Raw genomic sequence first — 18,524 nt, 5'->3', positions numbered from 1 at the left:
CCGCATTTCGCCACAGGCGTAGCGTTGGCCCAATCAATCGGGGAAACGCGTGGCATACGACTACATCATCGTGGGTGGCGGCTCGGCCGGATCGGTGCTCGCCAACCGGCTGTCGGCGCGCAGCGCCAACAAGGTGCTGGTCTGCGAGGCCGGTCAGGACACGCCGCCGGGTGCCGAACCGCCGGAGATCAAGGATTCCTACTCCGGCACCGCCTATTTCGATCCGCGATTCCACTGGACGGAGCTCAAGGTCCACACCCAGATCGTGAGCCACAACAATCCGCACGAGAACCGGCCGCCGCTGCGCAAGTACGAGCAGGCGCGCGTGCTGGGCGGCGGCTCCTCGATCAACGGCCAGATGGCGAACCGCGGCGCGCCGACCGACTACGCCGAATGGGAGACGCGCGGCGCCGAGGGCTGGGCGTGGGACAAGGTCCTGCCCTATTTCAAGAAGGTCGAGCGCGATCTCGACTTCAGCAACGAATGGCACGGCAAGGACGGCCATATCCCGGTGCGCCGCATCCCGGTCGAGCATTGGACCCGGCACGCAGCGGCGGTTGCCGAGGCCTGCAAGCTCTCCGGCATGAAGTTCCTGCCCGACCAGAACGGCGAGTTCGTCGACGGCTACTTCCCGGTGACCCATTCCAATGCCAACGAGGCGCGGGTCTCGGCGGCGATGGGTTATCTCGGCGCCGCGACGCGCAAGCGATCCAACCTCACCATCTCGACCAATACCCAGGTGAAGTCGCTGCTGTTCGAAGGCACGCAGTGCGTCGGCGTGACCGCACGGGTCGACGGCAAGGACGTCGAGTTCCGCGCCCGCGAGGTGATCCTGTCCTCCGGCGCCATCCATTCGCCGGCGCATCTGATGCGCGCTGGTATCGGCCCGGTTGGGCATCTCAAGGACATGGGCGTTCCGGTGGTGTCGGCGCTGGAAGGCGTCGGCCAGCGGCTGATGGACCATCCGTCGATCTCGCTGTCGTCGTTCATCCGCCGCGGCGCGCGCATGAACGAGCACACGCGGCGCCACATCCACATGGGCATCCGCTACTCGTCGGACCTGCCGGGCATCCCCAAGGGCGACATGTTCGTGGCGGTGGTCAGCAAGTCGGCCTGGCATGCGGTCGGCGAGCAGATCGCCTCGCTGCTCACCTTCATCAATCGCACCTATTCGGAGACCGGCCAGGTCAAGCTGGCGACGACGGACTGGCGCTCCGAGCCGATCGTCGAATTCAACCTGCTGTCCGACAAGCGCGACCTCGACCGGCTGATGACCGGCTTCAGGAAGATGGCGGCGTTGCAGATGATGGAGCCCCTGAAGGCGGTGACCGACAACCCCTTCCCGGCCTCCTACTCCGACCGGGTGCGCCAGATCGGCGTGGTCAACAACAAGAACAAGATCATCACCTCGGTCGTGGCCAAGCTGCTCGACGGGCCGGCGGCCTTGCGCAAGTACATGATCGACAACTTCGTGATCGAGGGCTTCACCTTCGATCAGGTGATGACAGACGACGAGGCGCTCGAGGCCTTCGTGCGCAAGGCGGCGATCGGTGTCTGGCACGCTTCCTGTACCTGCCGCATGGGCCGCGCCGACGATCCGATGTCGGTGGTCGACACCCAGGGGCGGGTCAAGGGCGTGCAGGGCCTCAGGGTGGTCGATGCCTCGATCTTCCCGATCGTGCCCTGTGCCAACACCAACTTCCCGACCCTGATGACGGCGGAGAAGATCTCGGAGGCGATTCTTGCGGCATAATTGTCGTCCTGAGCGAAGCGAAGGACCTGGCAGAACGATCACCGAGTCCGCTGCTGGCGTGAGGTCCTTCGCTGCGCTCAGGACGACAGAACGGAGTGCGTACACATGTCGGTAGTCCTGGGAAGCGGCGAGCACCGCTATCGGGTGGTCGAGAACTGGGCCAAGTTGCCCGACGGCTGGGAGTTCCGCGACGTCGCCGCGGTCGCGGTAGACAGCAAGGACCGCGTCTATGTCTTCAACCGCGGCCAGCACCCGATGATGGTGTTCGATCGCGACGGCAACTTCCTGCGCTCGTGGGGCGAAGGCCTGTTCAAGCGCGCCCACGGCATCCACATCGATTCAGACGACACGCTGTACTGCACCGACGACGGCGACCACACCGTCCGCAAGATCACGACCGACGGCAAGGTGCTGCTGACCATCGGCGTGCCCAATCAGCCCGCGCCCTTTTTGAGCGGCAAACCTTTTAATCGCTGCACCCACACCGCCCTTTCGCCGAAAGGCGAAATTTATGTCTCGGACGGCTACGGCAATTCCTGCGTTCACAAGTACGCGCCCGACGGTAAGCACCTGATGTGCTGGGGCACCACCGGCACCGATCCCGGCGAGTTCAACATCGTGCACAACATCGTCACCGACGAGGACGGATGGGTCTATGTCGCCGACCGCGAGAACCATCGCGTGCAGGTGTTCGACGGCAACGGCAAGTACGAGGCACAGTGGAACAACATGCACCGGCCTTGCGCGCTCTATTGCTGCGGGGGCAAGAATCCGAACTTCATCATCGGCGAGCTCGGGCCGGGCATGCCGGTCAACACGAACCACAAGAACATCGGCCCGCGTCTCACCATCGTCGACAGGAAGGGCACCACCATCGCCCGCCTCGGCGGCCAGGACGGGCCGGGCCAGGAGCCGGGCAAGTTCCTGTCGCCGCACGGCCTCGCCGTCGATTCCAAGGACAGCATCTATGTCGGCGAGGTGAGCTACACCAACTGGTCGGGCACGCATCCCGGCGTGCCGGTGCCGAACTACCTGCGCTCGCTGCAGAAGCTGGAGAAGGTCGCCTGATGCAGGCTGGCGAGCGCCTGCATCTGATCGGCAGTATCCCCCTCGCCTCGAGCGAGGAGGTGTTTCGCACTTTGTCGAAGGAGCTCGGGGCCTATTTCGGCCGCATTCCCGACGGCGAGACCGGCGAGCGCTCGCGCTGGGTCTACTTCCAGGGCCAGAAGCTGCGCGCCCATCCCGACATGGAGATCGACCCGACGGTGCCGCTCTATCCGTTCGTGCAATGGGACGGCAAGGTGGTACGCGAGATCGCGCAGGTCCGCTTCAAGCCGGGCGTCGATCCCGACAAGGTCGCATTCGACACCGGCTACGACAAGGCGGCCGCCGCCTCCTACGAGGTCTTCACGCGGCTACGCGACGCCGGCGCGATCGCCAAAGGCACGCGCTTCCAGGTGTCGTTGCCGACGCCGCATTCCAGCGGCTACCTCTATGTCAGCGGTCCGGCGCGCCAGGCCTACTTCCGCGTCTACGAGCGCGCGCTGCTGACAGCGCTGGCGAATATCGTAAAGGCGATCCCGGCGGCCGATCTCGCGATCCAGTGGGACGTCTGCCAGGAAGTGCTGGCCTTCGAAGGTTACTTCAAGGACCGACCGGCCGACTACAAGAAGCAGACCTTCGACATGCTGGGCCGTCTGGGCGATGCAGTGCCCGCCGCTGTCGAGATGGGTTACCACCTCTGCTACGGCTCGCCGGCCGACGAGCATCTGGTGCAGCCCAAGGACTCCGCCGTCCTGGTCGAGATGATGGAAGGAATCGCCGCCGCCACGACGCGCTCGATCGACTTCTTCCATATCCCGGTACCCAAGGAGCGCACCGACGAGGCGTTCTACGCGCCGCTCGAGAAGTGGAAGCGACCAGTCGGCACCAAGCTCTATCTCGGGCTGCTGCACCACGACGACGAAACGGGCGACAGAACGCGCGTCGCCGTGGCGAAGAAATTCCTCTCTGATTTCGGGCTCTCGGCCGAGTGCGGCTGGGGGCGGACCGAGCCGGGCCGGTTGCCCGGCCTGCTCAAAGGGCATCGTGCTGCTGCGGAGGCTTTCTGATGGTTGAACGCGTACTCGTCGTCGGACCCAAGGACACCATTTCCATGGTCGACGACCTCGCCCCCAAGGGTTTCGAGATCGTCAAGGCGCTGCACAACTCGCCGGAGCAGAAGGCCGCCCTCCCCGGCGCCGACTACTTCGTGGGCTTCGTGCAGCAATACGTGAACCCGCAGCTTTTCAAGGACGCGCCCAGGCTGAAGCTGATCCAGCTCCTGAGCGCCGGCTACGACCGCGCCGACATCCCGGCGGCGATCAAGGCCAAGGTGCCGATGTGCAACAACGGCGGCGCCAACTCGGTGGCGGTGTCGGAGCACGCCATGCTGCTGATGCTGTCGGTGTCGCGGCGTCTGATCACGCAGCACACCAACGTCACCGCCGGCCGCTGGCACGGCAATTCGCCGCCGACCGTCCACGAGGTGCGCAACAAGGTGCTGGGCATCGTCGGCCTCGGCACCATCGGCAAGAAGGTGGCGCGTCTCGCCCAGGCGTTCGGCATGCACGTGCATTACTACGACATCGCCCGGCTCAAGGAGGAGCAGGAGGACGCGCTCGGCGTGCGCTTCCGGCTGCTGCCCGAGATCCTGCGCCACGCCGACATCCTGTCGCTGCACGTGCCGCTGAACGATTCGACCCGCGGCATGATCGGCAAGCAGGAGCTCGCCGCGATGAAGAAGTCGGCGATCATCGTGAACACCTCGCGCGGGCCGGTGATCGACGAGAAGGCGATGACCGAAGCGCTGTCCAAGAACAACCTGTTCGGCGCCGGCCTCGACGTGTTCGACGAGGAGCCGACGCCGCCGGACAATCCGCTGCTCAAGCTCGACAACGTCATCCTGACCGCGCATCTCGCCGGCCCGACCTGGGAGAGCAACATCACCCGCCTGCGCAACGGCTTCGACAACGTCCAGCGCGTCGCACGCGGCGAGGCCCCGCTCTGGGTCGTCGAGGAGATGTGGGGCAAGATCTAGAGTGCGTATCCTCAGGCGTAGCGTAGCGGGCGCAGCACTTGCTGTGCCCATGCACCGACGCCCAGGTGAAGCAGCGGCTCGATCCGTCGGGCGCCGACATCACGCTGGGTTGACGGCGGCCAGCGGCGAACGACTGCCCTCGCGGAAGCCCAGCACCGCGAGGAAAGAGACCGCGGCGGCGGCCATGATCATGAAGGCCGGCGCCGTCTGGTCGGCAGTGCGCTCGACCAGCCAGGTCGCCACCAGCGGGCTGAGGCCGCCGACCACGCCCAGCGTGACGTTGTATCCGAGCGCGATCGCCGTGCAGCGGACAGCGGCGGGCACTTCCTCGACCATCAGCGTCGGCTGGGTGCCGAGGAACATGCCGACCGAGAGCACGAAGCCGAGCTGGCCGATCTGGACGTAGAGCCGCTGGTCGTGCTGCATCAGCATGAACAGCGGCACCGCCGACAGGAAGGCGATCGCCGTCGCCGCGAGCAGCAGCGGCTTGCGGCCCAGCCGGTCCGACAGCGCGCCCATGACGATCATGCAAGGCAGCAGCACCAGCATGCTGAGCGAGTTGATCTCCAGCGCATGCGCCGGCGCGATGCCGTCGGCGAGCTGCAGCCAGCTCACGATGTAGACGAACAGCAGGTAGAAGCCGACGGCGTTGAAGGCCGACAGGCCGGCCAGCCGCACCAGCAGCCCGCCGTGGTTGCGCACCGTCTCCTTGAGCGGCGAGTGACCGGCCGCCCGCGGGATCGCGCCTTCGGCGAGATGGCGGCGCAGGAAGAAGCCGGCCAGCCCGACCGCCAGGCCGAGCAGGAAGGGAATGCGCCAGCCCCAGGCCTGCATGTTCTCGGCCGGCAGGATCGCGCTCAGCAGCGCGCCGGTCGCCGAGCCCAGCAGGATGCCGCCGACCGCGCCGCAGCAGCCCATGGCCCCGATCATGCCGCGACGGTTGGCGGGCGCGTGCTCGACCATGAAGACGATCGAGGTGGTGTATTCGCCGCCGACCGACAGGCCCTGGATCATGCGCAGCAGGGTCAGCAGGAAGGGCGCCGCCATGCCCAGCACCTGATAGCCGGGCAGGATGCCGACCAGGAAGGTCGGGATCGCCATGGCGGTGACCGAGAAGGTGAGCGCCGCGCGGCGGCCGAGCCTGTCGCCGATATAGCCGACCAGCGCGCCGCCCACCGGTCGCATCAGGAAGCCGACGGCGAAGATGCCGAAGGCCGACAGCACCTGGGCGACGGGATCTTCCCTGGGAAAGAAGGTGCGGCCGATCGCGGTTGCGAAGTAGCCGTAGATCGCGAAGTCGTACCATTCCAGCACGTTGCCGATCGCGCCGGCCGCGATCACCGTCCGTGTCTTGTCCGCTTGCATGAGCCTCTCCCCGGGGCCGGGCTGTGCAAGGATGCGCCACATGGTTGCCTGGCGCGAACCAAATCTTTGCGCGGACTTCCGGGGTTGAAAGGCGTAAAGTACTGCCCGTGGTGGTTCGCGGTTCTTCGTGACTTGCGACCGGACTATCAAGGTCAAGCCACGCGGCCCGCGGCCCCTTCGAGTGCTGAAGGAGACCCCCATGGCCATGCATCAACACATTCGCAACCCAATCGAATGGGGATGGGATTCGCTGAAGCAGACCGGCCGCGCGCTGAATTCGGCCGGCCACACCATCGAAGGCGCATGGGAAGGCCGCGACCGCTCCGTGCCCAGGGTGCGCCGCATCGGCACGGCCGACCTCAAGGAGGTGCTGCGCCAGGGCTTCGAGGATTTCGGCGCCTACCGCACCGACGTGATCTTCCTCTGCCTGCTCTATCCGATCGTCGGCCTGGTGCTGTCGCGGCTGATCTGGGGCTACGGCATGGTGCCCCTGCTCTTTCCGCTGGCCTCGGGCTTCGCGCTGATCGCGCCGTTCTTCGCCGTCGGCCTGTACGAGATGAGCCGTCGCCGCGAGGCCGGCCGCGCCGAAGGCTGGGGCGATGCCTTCGGCGTGGCGCAATCGCCGGCGCTGGGCTCGATCATGGGGCTCGGTCTCCTGCTGCTGGCGCTGTTCGTGCTGTGGCTGGGCACCGCGCACATCATCTGGCTGCTGACCCTGGGTCCCGAGCCGCCGGTCTCCCTGGCGGCCTTTGCCGACGATGTGCTGACCACCCGCGCCGGCTGGACCATGACCATCATCGGCATCGCCGTCGGCTTCGTGTTCGCCCTGGCGGTGCTGGTGCTGAGCGTGGTGTCGTTCCCGCTGCTGCTCGATCGCGACGTCGGCATGGGCACCGCGATCGCGACCTCGATCGAGGTGGTGCGTGCCAATCCCGGGCCGATGACGCTGTGGGGCCTGATCATCGCAGGCCTGCTGCTGCTGGGCTCGATCCCGCTGCTGCTGGGCCTGGCGATCGTCTTCCCGGTGCTGGGCCATGCGACATGGCACCTCTACCGAAAGGTCCTGCCTCGTTGAGTTGACCTTCATCGCCATCCCGCGCAGCCTCCCCCCGGAAACGAGGGGAGGAGCGCGATGGCCGCGAATGTGGTCGATACGGACTCGGGCAAAGTCTCGGGCGTGACGTCGGACGGCGTCCACGTCTTCAAGGGCATCCCCTACGGAGCCTCGACCGCCGCCGCCAACCGCTTCATGCCGCCCAAGAAGGCGGCGCCGTGGAACGGCGTGCGCGACTGCATCGCCTACGCCGGCCGCTCGCCGCAGGCCGCAGCCGCCGCTCAGCGCCCCGAGCTCGCGACCGTGTGGGGCGCGATCGACACCCTGCCGGTCGGCGAGGATTGCCTGACCCTGCATGTCTGGACGCCCGGCCTCGACAACGCCAAGCGGCCGGTGATGGTCTGGCTGCATGGCGGCGCCTTCTCCTACGGCTCGGCCAACTCGCCGCGCTACGACGGCACCCGGCTCGCCGCCCGCAACGACGCGGTCGTGGTCGCGGTCAACCATCGCCTCAACATCTTCGGCCATCTCGATCTGTCGTCGCTGGGCGGCGAGCGCTTCGCCCGGTCGGGCAATGTCGGCGCGCTCGAATGGGTGCGCGACCACGCGGCACGCTTCGGCGGCGATCCGGCCAACGTCACGATCTTCGGCCAGTCGGGCGGCGGCGGAAAAGTCTGCGCCCTGCTCGCGATGCCGCAGGCCAAGGGCCTGTTCCACAAGGCCATCGTGCAGAGCGGCTCGAGCGTGCGCTTCGCCGAACGCGAGCGCACCGCGCAGCTCGCCGACGCCGTCCTGAAGCAGCTCGGCCTCGGCAAGGACCAGCTCGACACGCTGCAGGCGCTACCCGCCGCCGAGCTCTCCAAGGTGATCGCGCCGGCGCAGAAGACCCTGCCCAAGCCGCGCTACCCCCTGCTCGACCGCTACAATTTCGGCCCGGTGATCGACGGCACGGTGCTGCCGGCGCAGCCGTTCGAGCCGGCGACGCCCGTGTCGGACGACATCCCGGTGATGGTCGGCGGCACCAAGGACGAATCCGCGATCTTCATGGCGCCCGACGACGCGATCTGGAACCGCGCGCTCACCGACGCCGAGCTGCACAAGCGCATCGAGGCGATTGCCGGAGGCGCCGCCGATCCGATCCTCGCCTACTATTCCTGCTGCAGCCCGAAGGCCAATGCCGCCGAGCGCTTCATCACCGCGACGACCGCCTCCAACTTCGGCGTGCGCGGCACCCTGCTGGCGGAGCGCAAGGCGGCCCGTGCCAAGGCGCCGGTGTGGATGTACGAGTTCGCCTGGGAGACGCCCGCCTTCGACGGCAAGCTCAAGTCCTGCCATTCGATCGAGGTGCCTTTTGTGTTCGACACGCTCAAGGTCATCGGCGAACGGCATCACAAGCCCGGCGCGCAGGCGCTGGCCGACAAGGTGTCGAAGACCTGGGCCACCTTCGCGCGTACCGGCAAGGCCGACTGGGCGCCGTACACCGCCGACAGGCGCACCACGATGGTCTTCAACGACGACTCCAAGACCATCGACGATCCCGACAAGGACGTGCGGCCGCTCTGGACGACAGTGGCGACGGCCTGATGCCCGGCGACACGCTTCCCACCGCGACCCGAGTCTCCGACCCGGGTTTGCGCGCTCTTTATCGCCAGGAGAATCGCTGGCAGGCCTGGCTCGATGTCGAGGCGGCGCTGGCGCGCGCCCAGGCGCAGCTCGGCATCATCCCGGCCGAAGCCGCCGAGGCGATCGCCGCCAAGTCGAAGCTCGAGCTGATCGACCGCGCGCGCATCGACGAAGGCTTCGCCCGCACCGGGCACACGCTCGTGCCTCTCGTGTGGGAGCTCTCCCGCGTGGTCGGCGAGCCGCACGGCGGCTGGGTCCATTGGGGCGCCACCACCCAGAACATCACCCAGACCGGCGACCTCCTGGTCCTGCGCCAGGCGCACGCGATCTTCTTCAGGCAGCTCGGCGAGATCCTGTCGGCGATGGCCGATCTGGCCGAGCGCACCGCCGACATGCCGATGGCCGGCCGCACGCACGGCCAGCACGCGGTGCCGGCGACCTTCGGCTACAAGGTCGCGGTCTGGATCGACGAGCTGATGCGCCACGCCGACCGCCTGCGCGAGGCGCGGCCGCGCCTGTTCGTCGCCATGCTGGGCGGAGGCGCCGGCACCTTCGCCTCGCTCGGCAAGAACGGCCCGCCGGTGCAGGAAGCGATCGGCCGGCTGCTCGGCTTCGGCTCGATGCGGGTGCCCTCGCGCGCGCTGGGCGATCATCTCGCCGAGAACATCTGCATCCTCGGCCTGCTCGCCGCGACTTGCGGCAAGATCGGCCGCGAGGTCTATACCCTGATGAAGACCGAGTTTGGCGAGGTCGAGGAGCCGGTGCCGCCCGGCACCGTCGGCAGCTCGACCATGCCGCAGAAGCGCAACCCCAAGCTCTGCCAGGACGTGATTGCTGCCGCGGCCGAGGTCCGCAGCCTCGTGCCATTTGCGCTCGAGGCGATGACCACCGAGCACGAGGCCGATCGCACGACCAGCCTGATGTCGGACAGCGCCGAGGCGCGCGCCTGCATCGCCATGGGCGACGTGCTGTCCCGGCTGGGCGAGATCACGCGCGGGCTCAAGGTCGATCCTGCGCGCATGCGCGCCAATCTCGATCTCGGCGGCGGCCTGATCATGGCCGAGGCGGTGATGCTCGAGCTCGGCGCCGCGATCGGCCGCCAGCACGCGCACGACGTGGTCTACGACGCCGCCCAAGCCGCCTTCGTCGAGGGCAAGTCGTTCGGCGACCTGCTCGCTGCCGACAAGCGCGTGACCGCGCACATGAAACCGGCGGCGATCAAGAAGCTGCTGGACCCGACCGCCTATACCGGCCTGTGCGCCGAGATGGCCCGCGATGCGGCCTATCGCGGCCGCGCCGCGGCCCAGGAATTGCAACGGTGACCCCATGAGCACGATCGACGAAGCCGAACTCAAGGCCATGCTGGCGCGCGCCGGCCTGCCGCACTCCCCTGAGCAGCTCCGCGAGCTCCTGCCCGGCGCCGAGATCTTCCAGCGCATGCTGGCGCGCGTGAACGAGCCGCTACCGCGCGAGGCCGAGCCCGCCCTCATCTTCGACGTCGAGCAGAAGTGATGTCGGTCCTGACCATCGCCGAGGCCGCCAAGCAGATCGCGGCCAGGAAGCTCTCGCCGGTCGAGCTGGCCAAGACTCATCTCGAGCGCATCCGCCGTCTCGATCCGCAACTGCACGCATTCCTGCTGGTGACCGAGGAGCGGGCGCTCGCCGACGCCAAGGCGGCCGAGGCGCGGCAGATGTCGGGATCGCTGCGCGGCAAGCTCGACGGCATCCCGATCGCGCACAAGGACATCTACTGCACCGCCGGCATCCGCACGACGGCGCATTCCAAGCTGCTCGAGCACAACGTGCCGACGCGCGACGCCTATACGGTGAAGAAGTGGGCCGATGCCGGCACCGTCGTGCTGGGTAAGCTCGCGACCCACGAGTTCGCCTTCGGCGGCCCCTCCTTCGATCTGCCCTGGCCGCCGGCGCGCAATCCCTGGAACACCGAGCATTTCACCGCCGGCTCCTCCTCGGGCACCGGCGCGGCCGTCGCGGCCGGCCTGATCTTGGGCGGCACCGGCTCGGACACCGGCGGCTCGATCCGCGGACCCGCCGCGCTGTGCGGCATCGCCGGCATCAAGCCGACCTATGGCCTGTCGAGCCGCGTCGGCATCCTGCCGCTCGCCTTCAGCCTCGACCATGCCGGCCCGATGGCCTGGACGTCCGAGGATTGCGCCCTGCTGCTGCAGGGCATGGCCGGCCACGATCCGGAAGACCCGGCCAGCGTCGACCGCCCGGTGCCCGACTTCACCGCCGAGATCGGCAAGAGCGTGAAGGGCCTGCGCATTGGCGTGGTGCGCCACTTCTTCGAGACCGACCATCGCGCGTCGGACGCGACGCGCAAGGGCATCGATACGGCGCTGGACTTCTTCCGCAAGGAAGGTGCTGAGGTGCGCGACATCACCTTGTCGCCAGCCGCCGACTATCACGCAGTCGGCTACCTGCTGATGGTCACCGAGGCTTTCTCCCTGCACGCTCCCTGGATGCGCAAGCACTTCAAGGACTACGGCGAGCTGTTCCGCGACCGCGTCTCGCTCGCCGCCACGGTCAGCGGCCCCGACATCGTGCAGGCCACGCGCCGGCGCCGCGTGCTGTGCCGCGAGATGACCGATGCGATGGCCGACCTCGACATCATTGTCAGCGCCTCCCAGCCGGGCGAGGCGCCGAAGATCGCCGAGGTGCCGAAGTGGGTGAACATGGAGAAGCCCTCCTTCACCATGCCGTTCAACGTCACCGGCTTTCCGGCGATCAGCATCTGCACCGGCTTCGGCGAAGGCGGCCTGCCGGTCTCGATCCAGCTCGCCGGCAAGCCGTTCAGCGAGCCGCTGCTGTTCCGAGCGGCCCACGCCTACGAGACGGCGACGCCCTGGCGCGGAAAGCGGCCGGCGATGGCCGTCTGACCCGGTCAGCACGAGTCCACGGAGTCCACAAGAGTCCACTCCGGTGTGGACCGCTTCGATGTCGATGGCATCGGCATCGAAGGCCTCGAGTCCACGAATCCATCGACACCGGCCCCCCGGAAAAAAACACACTTGTTTCTTCGAGACGAGTAAACACCGGTGCCATCGACATCGTAGGCCGAAAAGCAACAGCAGGCGCCGCACGAGCATTTTCATGCGCGTGACTCTGCAGCAGCACGGGGCAAACACCTATTATGGGCAATGGAACCTCACGTTTCCCACGGAATCGGGCCGAAAACCGCATTCCATTGCCCAGAAAGCATCTGCGCCACGCATACCTATCCACAGGCTTTTAGCGCTGGCGAATCGCCGGATTGATGGCGAGCGAAGCGCCGGCGACACCGCCGGCATCGTAGGCCTCGGGGGCGATCATCCGGCTCGGGCGGTCCACTGTCCGTAGCTTGAGGTCGAGCTTCTCGAACTCGCTGTCGACGACCGCCGTCTTGAGGACGACGAGACCGCGCCCGGTGCTGTTCTTCATCTGGTCGCGTTCGGCCTTCATCGCCGCGAGCTTGTCGGCGATCGACGCCACCATGCCCAGCGCAAACGACGCATTGGCGAGATGCCGCTCCTGATGGCGGAACTGCCGATATTCCGGAGAGGTCTTGTAGCGGCCGAGCTCCGCGCGGACTGCCGAGTCGATCAGCTCGGTCAGGTAGTGCGCGGCCTCGATGTCCGACGCCAGGCCGAAGAAGACGTAACGCACTTCGCCGGCCGCGTCCTTCTCGCGCCACACGCGGCAGTCGCAGAACTCGGCGATGGCGCCGATGCACTCGTCGAGCGGGATGCGCCTCCTGTTGCGGGTCTCGTAGACGCGCCGCTCGCAGGGCGCCTCCCGGACCTCGACATCGGTCAGCGACAGGTCGTACCGATCGAGCAACTCGGCCACCTTCGCGGCGGCGGCCACCGCCTCGCCTTCGGTGCAGCCGTTGGCGACGGTCTTGGCGCGCAGCCCCTGGATGCGCGTCCGGAGTTTGTCGATCGTGTCGGGATTGCTCAGGGCTTGATGCCCATCAGCTTCTGCGCCGTGCCGCCCAGGATGGCGATGCGCTGATCGTCGCTGAGGCCCGGCGTCGACAGCACGAGGTCGACCTCGGTGGCGGTCCACGGGAACGGATAGTCGGTGCCGATCATGATCCTGTCGGGCCCGCTCTCGGCGATCAGGTGGCGCAGCGCCTCGGGCGTGAACACGATGGTGTCGAAGTAGAGCTGGCCGTCGCGCAGGTAGGCGGTCGGCTGCTTCTTCGGCAAGGGACCGACCCGGTTCGGGAAGGTGCGGATCACTGCATCGGAGCGGTTGGCGTAGGAGCCGAGATAGCCGCCGCCGTGCGCGGCGCAGATCTTCAGACCCGGGAAGCGGTCGAGAGTGCCCTCGAAGATCAGGTGCGACAGCGCGATCGTCGTCTCCAGCGGATTGCCGATGGTGTTGGTCAGCAGACCGCTGCCGCCGAGGCGGCCGCTGGGCTCCAGCTCGCGCGTGCCGGTCGGATGCAGGAACACCAGCAGGTCGTGCTCCTCGCACTTCTTCCAGAAGGGATTGAACTTCGGATCGGCAAGCTCGAGGCCGGCGACGCTGCCGCCGACGCTGACGCCGCGGAGGCCGAGCTTCTTCACCGCATGCTCGACCTGCTCGGCGGCCAGCTCGGGATGCTGTAGCGCCGCCGTCGCGAAAGCCACGAACCGGTCGGGCTGCCTGGCGCAGAACTCGACCAGGGCCTCGTTCTGCAGCCGGATCACCTCGGCCGACTCGTCCTTGCTCGCGCGATACCAATAGGGATTGATGCTGAGGCACTCGACGTCGATGCCCTGGCTGTCCATCGCCGCGATGCGCGTCGAGGTGTCCTCCATCAACAGGCCGGGCGCTTCGAGCGGATGCTTGATGACCTCCATCGCCTTCGGCACGCAGCAATGGGCGTGGATGTCGACGGTCTTCACCCGCTTGCCGGCGATCACGACCTCGCGGCGCCTGGCGTGGCTGTGGGCATGGCCGTGGTCCGCCGCCGCGGCCGTCACCGCGCAATGGGTGAAGACGATGCCGGATTGATTGCTCATGGTGACCTCGGTGGCCCGATCAGTGGAAGGTGCGGCCGGAATCGATGACGATGGTCTGCCCGGTCATGGTGTTGGTGCGGCACATGGTGACGACCTGGTCGGCGCAGTCGTCCTTGTCGGCCGCGACGCCGAGCAGCGACGCCTTGCGCCCGGTCTCGACCGCCTCGGGCCGCAGGTTGGCCGTGGCGCGCGTGCCCTCGAGCAAGCCGGGCGCCACGCAATTCACCAGCACCTCCGGCGCCAGCGCCACCGCCATGCATTTGGTGAGATGGATCAGCCCGGCCTTGGAGACGGCATAGGCGATCGACGAGCCGGTCGGCCCCAGCCCCGCCACCGAGGAGATGTTCACGATGCGCCCGCTGCCCTGCTTCTTCATCACCGCGCCGGCGGCCTTGGTGGTGAGCATCGGCCCGGTGAGGTTGATGTCGATGATCTTGATCCATTCCTCGTAGGTCAGCCCATCGAGATCCTGGAACCGGATCGATTTATTGTAGGCCGCGTCGTTGATCAGGATGTCGAGCCGGCCGAACCGCTTGACCACGTCGTCGACCATCGCCTGCACCTGGTCGCGGCTGGTGACGTCGCAGGCGAACGCCGCGGCGCCGACCTGGTGCTTCCCGAGATCCTTCACCACGCCCTCCGCCTGCGCCTTGCTCTGGGCATAGACGACGGCAACGTGGCAGCCCTGTGCCGCAAGCGCGTGACAGATGCGCTGGCCCAGACCGCCATTGCCGCCGGTGACGACGGCGACTTTTCCTTTCAGTTCCATGCTCCCCCCTCGGGCCTGTCGAGGCCGTAATGATCGCGCAAGGTCTCGCCTTCGTATTCGGTGCGGAACAGCCCGCGCTTCTGCAGGATCGGGATCACCTCGGCGACGAACACGTCGAGCATCGCCGGCAGCACCGGCGGCATGACGTTGAAGCCGTCGGCCGCGCCCTCCGCGAACCAGCTCTCCATCAGATCGGCGACCTGCTCGGGCGTGCCGGCGGTCGTGTAATGGCCGCGCGCGCCGGCGAGATAGGCGAGAAGCTGCCGCAGGGTCGGCTTCTCGCGGCGGACCAGCCCGACGATCACCTCGGTGCGGCTGCGCGCCGCCTCGACCGTGCCCGGGTCCGGGAAGTCCTCGGGCGACAGCGGCTTGTCGAGCGGCAGATGCGAGAAGTCGTGTCCGCCGAAGCGGCCCGACAGCCGCTTGCGGCCGACCTCGGGATCGGTGAGGTCGTTCAGCGCGCGCGCCTGGCGCTGCGCCTCGGCTTCGGTGTCGGCGATCAGCGGGCTGAGTCCCGGCAGGATCAGCACCTGCTCGGGAAAACGCCCCTCCGCCACCGCGAGCGCCTTGATGTCGGCGTAGAAGTCGCGCGCCGTCGCCTTCTCCATCTGCGCGGTGAACACCGCCTCGGCGTGGCGCGCGGCGAAACGGCGCCCGGTGTCGGACGAGCCCGCCTGCACGAACACCGGCCGGCCCTGCGGGCTGCGCGGCATGTTGAGCGGGCCGGCGACCCTGTAGTGCTCGCCCTCATGGTTGATCGGCCGGATACGGTCGGGCCGCGCATATTGCCCGCCGTCGCGGTCGTCGACCACGGCGTCGTCGGCCCAGCTATCCCACAGCGCCTTGACGACAGCCACGAACTCCTCGCCGCGGGCATAGCGGTCGGCGTGGGTCACCTGGGCGTCGCCGCCGTAGTTGCGCGCCGCCGCGGCGAGCCACGAGGTGACGATATTCCAGCCCACGCGGCCGTTGCTCATGTGGTCGATCGACGCGAACTGCCGCGCCAGGTTGAACGGCTCGGTGTAGGTCGTCGAGGCGGTGGCGATCAGGCCGATGCGATCGGTCGAGGTCGCAAGCGCCGCCAGCACGGTGATCGGCTCGAGCCAGCTGCGGCCGGCCCGCCCGACATCGCCGTCGAGCGCCAACTGGTCGGCGAGGAAGATCGAATCGAACAGCCCCGCCTCGGCGCGCTGAGCCACGTCCCGGTAGTAGCGGATGTCGGTCAGCGGCAACGGCGACGCATCGGGATGCCGCCACGACGCCTCGTGATGGCCGCGGCTCTGGATGAACAGGTTGAGATGCATCTGCCGTGTCATGACGACTTCGCCTTGTGCTCCGCCAGCGCGGCGCCGAACGCCTCGAACAGGGCCTTGTTGATCGGGTTGATCTGCGGATCGTACTCGGCATGCCATTGCACGCCGATCGCGAAGGCAGGCGCGTCGGCGATGCGGATCGCCTCGATCGTGCCGTCCTCCGCGATGCCTTCGAGGATGACCCGCGGGCCGGGCTCGAGGATGCCCTGGCCGTGCAGCGAGTTGACGCGGATCGCCGGGCAGCCGAGCAGCCTGGCGAAGAAACCGCCCTCGGCCAGCGTCACCTCGTGGCGGTCGGCGAACACCACGTTCGGGTCGGGATGGATCTCGCCGTTCTCCAGCCGCGGCGCACGATGGTTCATGCGCCCGGGCAGCTCGCGGATTTCCGGGTGCAGCGAGCCGCCGAAGGCGACGTTCATCTCCTGCAGGCCGCGGCAGATGCCGAGCAGCGGCACGCCGCGCTCGACGCTGGCCCGGATCAGGCTCAGCGCCATGGCGTCGCGCGGCTCGTCGTAGGGCTCGTGCTTGGGGTTGGGCTCGACGCCGAAATGACTGGGATGGACGTTGGCCCGGCCGCCGGTCAGCAGGATGCCGTCGACCGAGTCCAGCAGGGCGTCGACATCGGTGATGTCGGGCGTGGCGGCGAACATCAGGGGCAGTGCGCCCGCGACCTCGGCGACGGCGCGCATGTTCTTCTGGCCGACGATCTGGACGTTGTGACGCTCGTTTATGACGTGGGCGTTGCCGATCACGCCCACCACTGGCTTGCTCATGGAAGCAGACGTTACCGCATCCCGCCGCTTGCGCCAGCGCTGAGCGAAAAGACCCTATGGACAGCGAAACCGGCTAAGCCGACACCCGCTCTGTAAAATCATGCTGCGCGCCCTTCCTGGAGATTTCTGGCGACTTTGGCTCGTCGGCATGGTCACCACGACCGTACGCTGGCTCGAGACCGTGGCCGTCGGCATCGTCGTCTACCAACAGACCGATTCGCCGTTCCTCGTCGCCGTCATCACCATGCTGCGCCTGCTGCCCATGGGCCTGTTCGGCGCCTTTCTCGGGGCGTTCGCGGAACGGTTCGACCGCCGCCTCACGCTCGCCGGGCTGCTCGGCCTGTTGGCGGTCACCTCGGCCGCCCTGTCGGCGATCGCCTGGACCGGACCGCTCGACATCTGGCTGCTCGCGCTCGGCGCCTTCGTCAACGGCTGCGGCTGGGCGACCGACAATCCGCTCCGCCGCATGATCATGGGCGAGGCGGTCGGTCGCGACCGCATGGCCACCGCGATGGCGCTGGATGTCGGCGCCGCCAATGCCAGCCGCATGGTCGGGCCGACGGCGGGCGGCCTGCTGCTGGCCGGTATCGGCATCGAGGGTGCGTTCCTGTTGAGCGCGATCCTCTACCTCACGGCGATCGCGGCCACCCTGGCCGTGCACAGCCGCCTGCCGCCCTCGCCGGGCGCCGGCGCGATCCTTGGCCGCACCTGGGAAGCGATCGCCATCGTCTTCAGAGACCAGCGGCTGGCCGCGACCATGCTGGTGACCGTGATCTACAACGTCTTCGCCTGGCCATTCACCAGCATGATCCCGGTGATCGCCCGCGACCGGCTGCAGCTCGGCCCCGAAGGCGTCGGCATCCTGACCAGCTTCGACGGCATCGGCGCCTTCGCCGGCGCACTGGCGCTGGCGATGTGGCTGACGCCGGGCTGGCACGCCCGCGGCTATGTCGGCGGCGTGGCGGTCTACCTGCTCGGCGTGATCGGATTCGCCCTGGCGCCCGACCCGATCCTGGCCGGCGCCGCGCTGCTGCTGACCGGACTGGCCGGCGCCGCCTTCTCCACGTTGCAGGCGACGATCGTCTACCTCGCCGCCCCAACCGAGATGCGCTCGCGCGTGCTCGGCGTCCTTTCCGTCTGCATCGGCACCGGCCCGATCGGCTTCGTCTGGCTCGGCTGGCTGGCCAGCCGGATCGGCGCGGCCGAGGCGATGGTGATCACCGGCGCCCTCGGCCTGCTGGCGCTGGCGGCGACGCAGCCGCTGTGGCGACGGATCTGATCTTCAGATGTAGCCGCCGCGGAAGCTGATCATCGGCTCCTTGGTCCCGGCGCTGTAGGCGATCACCTTCCCGAGCGCGATCACCGTGCCGTGGCGCTCGATCAGCTCGTCCAGCGCGCAGTCGATGACGCCGACGGCATCGACCAGGGTCGGCGCGCCGCTCTTCAGCGGGCTCCAGGCGCCCGGCAGGAAGCGGTCGGCACCCTTGAGCGCGCCGCCGCCGCCGAACTCCTTGACCAAGGCCTCGCTGCCCTTGGGCACATAGTTGATGGCGAAGTGATTGCCCTGCCGAACCGCGGCCAGCGCCGAGGTGGTGAGGCCAATCGACACCATCATCATCGGCGGGCTGGCCGTCAGATGAGTGGCCGACAGGGCCAGGAAGCCCGCCGGCCCCTCGGTGCCCCGGGCCGTGACGATCGCCACGCCGATCGCGCGGCAGCCGATCGCCTTCCAGAAGGTCTTGGCGTCGATCTCGCTGTCCATACCCGATGCTCCTGTCGCTAC

The 18,524-nt window shown here is 67.9% G+C and carries 17 protein-coding genes; 10 read left to right on the top strand and 7 right to left on the bottom strand.

The window, feature by feature from the left end; translation table 11 throughout:
- Positions 1-49 precede the first annotated feature (49 nt).
- The 4 genes from J0J01_RS09205 to J0J01_RS09190 all read left to right on the top strand — a co-directional run bounded on the left by J0J01_RS09205 (position 50) and on the right by J0J01_RS09190 (position 4,832).
- Positions 50-1,753 (top strand): GMC family oxidoreductase N-terminal domain-containing protein, encoded by a 1,704-nt coding sequence (locus tag J0J01_RS09205; protein ID WP_296379976.1) that lies wholly within the window; start codon positions 50-52, stop codon positions 1,751-1,753.
- Positions 1,754-1,858: 105 nt separating this feature from the next.
- Complete coding sequence (locus tag J0J01_RS09200; protein WP_296379975.1) at positions 1,859-2,821, top strand: peptidyl-alpha-hydroxyglycine alpha-amidating lyase family protein; 963 nt, start codon at positions 1,859-1,861, stop codon at positions 2,819-2,821.
- On the top strand, positions 2,821-3,864 hold the full coding sequence (locus J0J01_RS09195) for a hypothetical protein (protein WP_296379974.1): 1,044 nt from the start codon (positions 2,821-2,823) through the stop codon (positions 3,862-3,864). Before J0J01_RS09200 ends, J0J01_RS09195 begins: the two co-directional genes overlap by 1 nt.
- The gene (locus J0J01_RS09190) at positions 3,864-4,832 is read left to right on the top strand and encodes a 2-hydroxyacid dehydrogenase (protein ID WP_296379973.1); all 969 of its coding nucleotides are present in this window, start codon (positions 3,864-3,866) and stop codon (positions 4,830-4,832) included. The genes J0J01_RS09195 and J0J01_RS09190 overlap by 1 nt, the downstream gene beginning before the upstream one ends.
- A gap of 99 nt (positions 4,833-4,931) precedes the next feature.
- Here the strand turns inward: J0J01_RS09190 and J0J01_RS09185 are convergent, their stop codons facing one another.
- Positions 4,932-6,197, bottom strand: a complete 1,266-nt coding sequence (locus tag J0J01_RS09185; protein WP_296379972.1) for an MFS transporter — start codon at positions 6,195-6,197, stop codon at positions 4,932-4,934.
- 199 nt (positions 6,198-6,396) lie between these two features.
- On the opposite strand from J0J01_RS09185, the gene J0J01_RS09180 reads away from it, so the two are divergent.
- The 5 genes from J0J01_RS09180 to J0J01_RS09160 are packed head-to-tail and all read left to right on the top strand — an operon-like array spanning position 6,397 to position 11,774.
- Positions 6,397-7,272 carry a DUF2189 domain-containing protein gene (locus tag J0J01_RS09180; protein WP_296379971.1) on the top strand — a complete coding sequence of 292 codons (876 nt, stop codon included), beginning with the start codon at positions 6,397-6,399 and terminating at the stop codon, positions 7,270-7,272.
- 57 nt (positions 7,273-7,329) lie between these two features.
- Positions 7,330-8,835: a carboxylesterase family protein gene (locus J0J01_RS09175; RefSeq protein WP_296379970.1), complete on the top strand. Its 1,506-nt coding sequence runs from the start codon at positions 7,330-7,332 to the stop codon at positions 8,833-8,835.
- The gene (locus J0J01_RS09170; protein ID WP_296379969.1) at positions 8,835-10,196 is read left to right on the top strand and encodes an adenylosuccinate lyase family protein; all 1,362 of its coding nucleotides are present in this window, start codon (positions 8,835-8,837) and stop codon (positions 10,194-10,196) included. The genes J0J01_RS09175 and J0J01_RS09170 overlap by 1 nt, the downstream gene beginning before the upstream one ends.
- Before the next feature lie 4 nt (positions 10,197-10,200).
- Positions 10,201-10,386, top strand: coding sequence for a hypothetical protein (locus J0J01_RS09165; RefSeq protein WP_296379968.1), 186 nt, complete (start codon positions 10,201-10,203; stop codon positions 10,384-10,386).
- The gene (locus J0J01_RS09160; protein WP_296379967.1) at positions 10,386-11,774 is read left to right on the top strand and encodes an amidase; all 1,389 of its coding nucleotides are present in this window, start codon (positions 10,386-10,388) and stop codon (positions 11,772-11,774) included. Before J0J01_RS09165 ends, J0J01_RS09160 begins: the two co-directional genes overlap by 1 nt.
- A gap of 352 nt (positions 11,775-12,126) precedes the next feature.
- On the opposite strand, the gene J0J01_RS09155 is transcribed toward J0J01_RS09160, so the two are convergent.
- The 5 genes from J0J01_RS09155 to J0J01_RS09135 are packed head-to-tail and all read right to left on the bottom strand — an operon-like array spanning position 12,127 to position 16,741.
- On the bottom strand, positions 12,127-12,834 hold the full coding sequence (locus J0J01_RS09155; protein WP_296380209.1) for a DUF2786 domain-containing protein: 708 nt from the start codon (positions 12,832-12,834) through the stop codon (positions 12,127-12,129).
- On the bottom strand, positions 12,831-13,886 hold the full coding sequence (locus J0J01_RS09150; RefSeq protein ID WP_296379966.1) for an amidohydrolase family protein: 1,056 nt from the start codon (positions 13,884-13,886) through the stop codon (positions 12,831-12,833). Before J0J01_RS09150 ends, J0J01_RS09155 begins: the two co-directional genes overlap by 4 nt.
- A 19-nt stretch (positions 13,887-13,905) precedes the next feature.
- Positions 13,906-14,655: an SDR family oxidoreductase gene (locus J0J01_RS09145; protein ID WP_296379965.1), complete on the bottom strand. Its 750-nt coding sequence runs from the start codon at positions 14,653-14,655 to the stop codon at positions 13,906-13,908.
- Positions 14,646-15,971 (bottom strand): LLM class flavin-dependent oxidoreductase, encoded by a 1,326-nt coding sequence (locus tag J0J01_RS09140; protein WP_296379964.1) that lies wholly within the window; start codon positions 15,969-15,971, stop codon positions 14,646-14,648. The genes J0J01_RS09145 and J0J01_RS09140 overlap by 10 nt, the downstream gene beginning before the upstream one ends.
- Entirely contained in the window at positions 15,968-16,741 is a 774-nt protein-coding gene (locus tag J0J01_RS09135; RefSeq protein ID WP_296379963.1) for a gamma-glutamyl-gamma-aminobutyrate hydrolase family protein, read from the bottom strand. Before J0J01_RS09135 ends, J0J01_RS09140 begins: the two co-directional genes overlap by 4 nt.
- A 100-nt stretch (positions 16,742-16,841) precedes the next feature.
- Between J0J01_RS09135 and J0J01_RS09130 the strand changes: the two genes are divergently transcribed.
- Entirely contained in the window at positions 16,842-18,020 is a 1,179-nt protein-coding gene (locus J0J01_RS09130; protein WP_296379962.1) for an MFS transporter, read from the top strand.
- Positions 18,021-18,023: 3 nt separating this feature from the next.
- Here J0J01_RS09130 and J0J01_RS09125 read toward each other — a convergent pair whose 3' ends face one another.
- Entirely contained in the window at positions 18,024-18,503 is a 480-nt protein-coding gene (locus tag J0J01_RS09125) for a flavin reductase family protein (protein WP_296379961.1), read from the bottom strand.
- Positions 18,504-18,524: the final 21 nt, after the last annotated feature.

The sequence above is a fragment of the Reyranella sp. genome, assembly GCF_017305915.1.
In the GTDB taxonomy this organism is placed as follows: Bacteria; Pseudomonadota; Alphaproteobacteria; order Reyranellales; family Reyranellaceae; genus Reyranella.
Note: the sequence above shows the minus strand (reverse complement) of the source record. Positions and strands in the feature narration are given on the sequence as shown.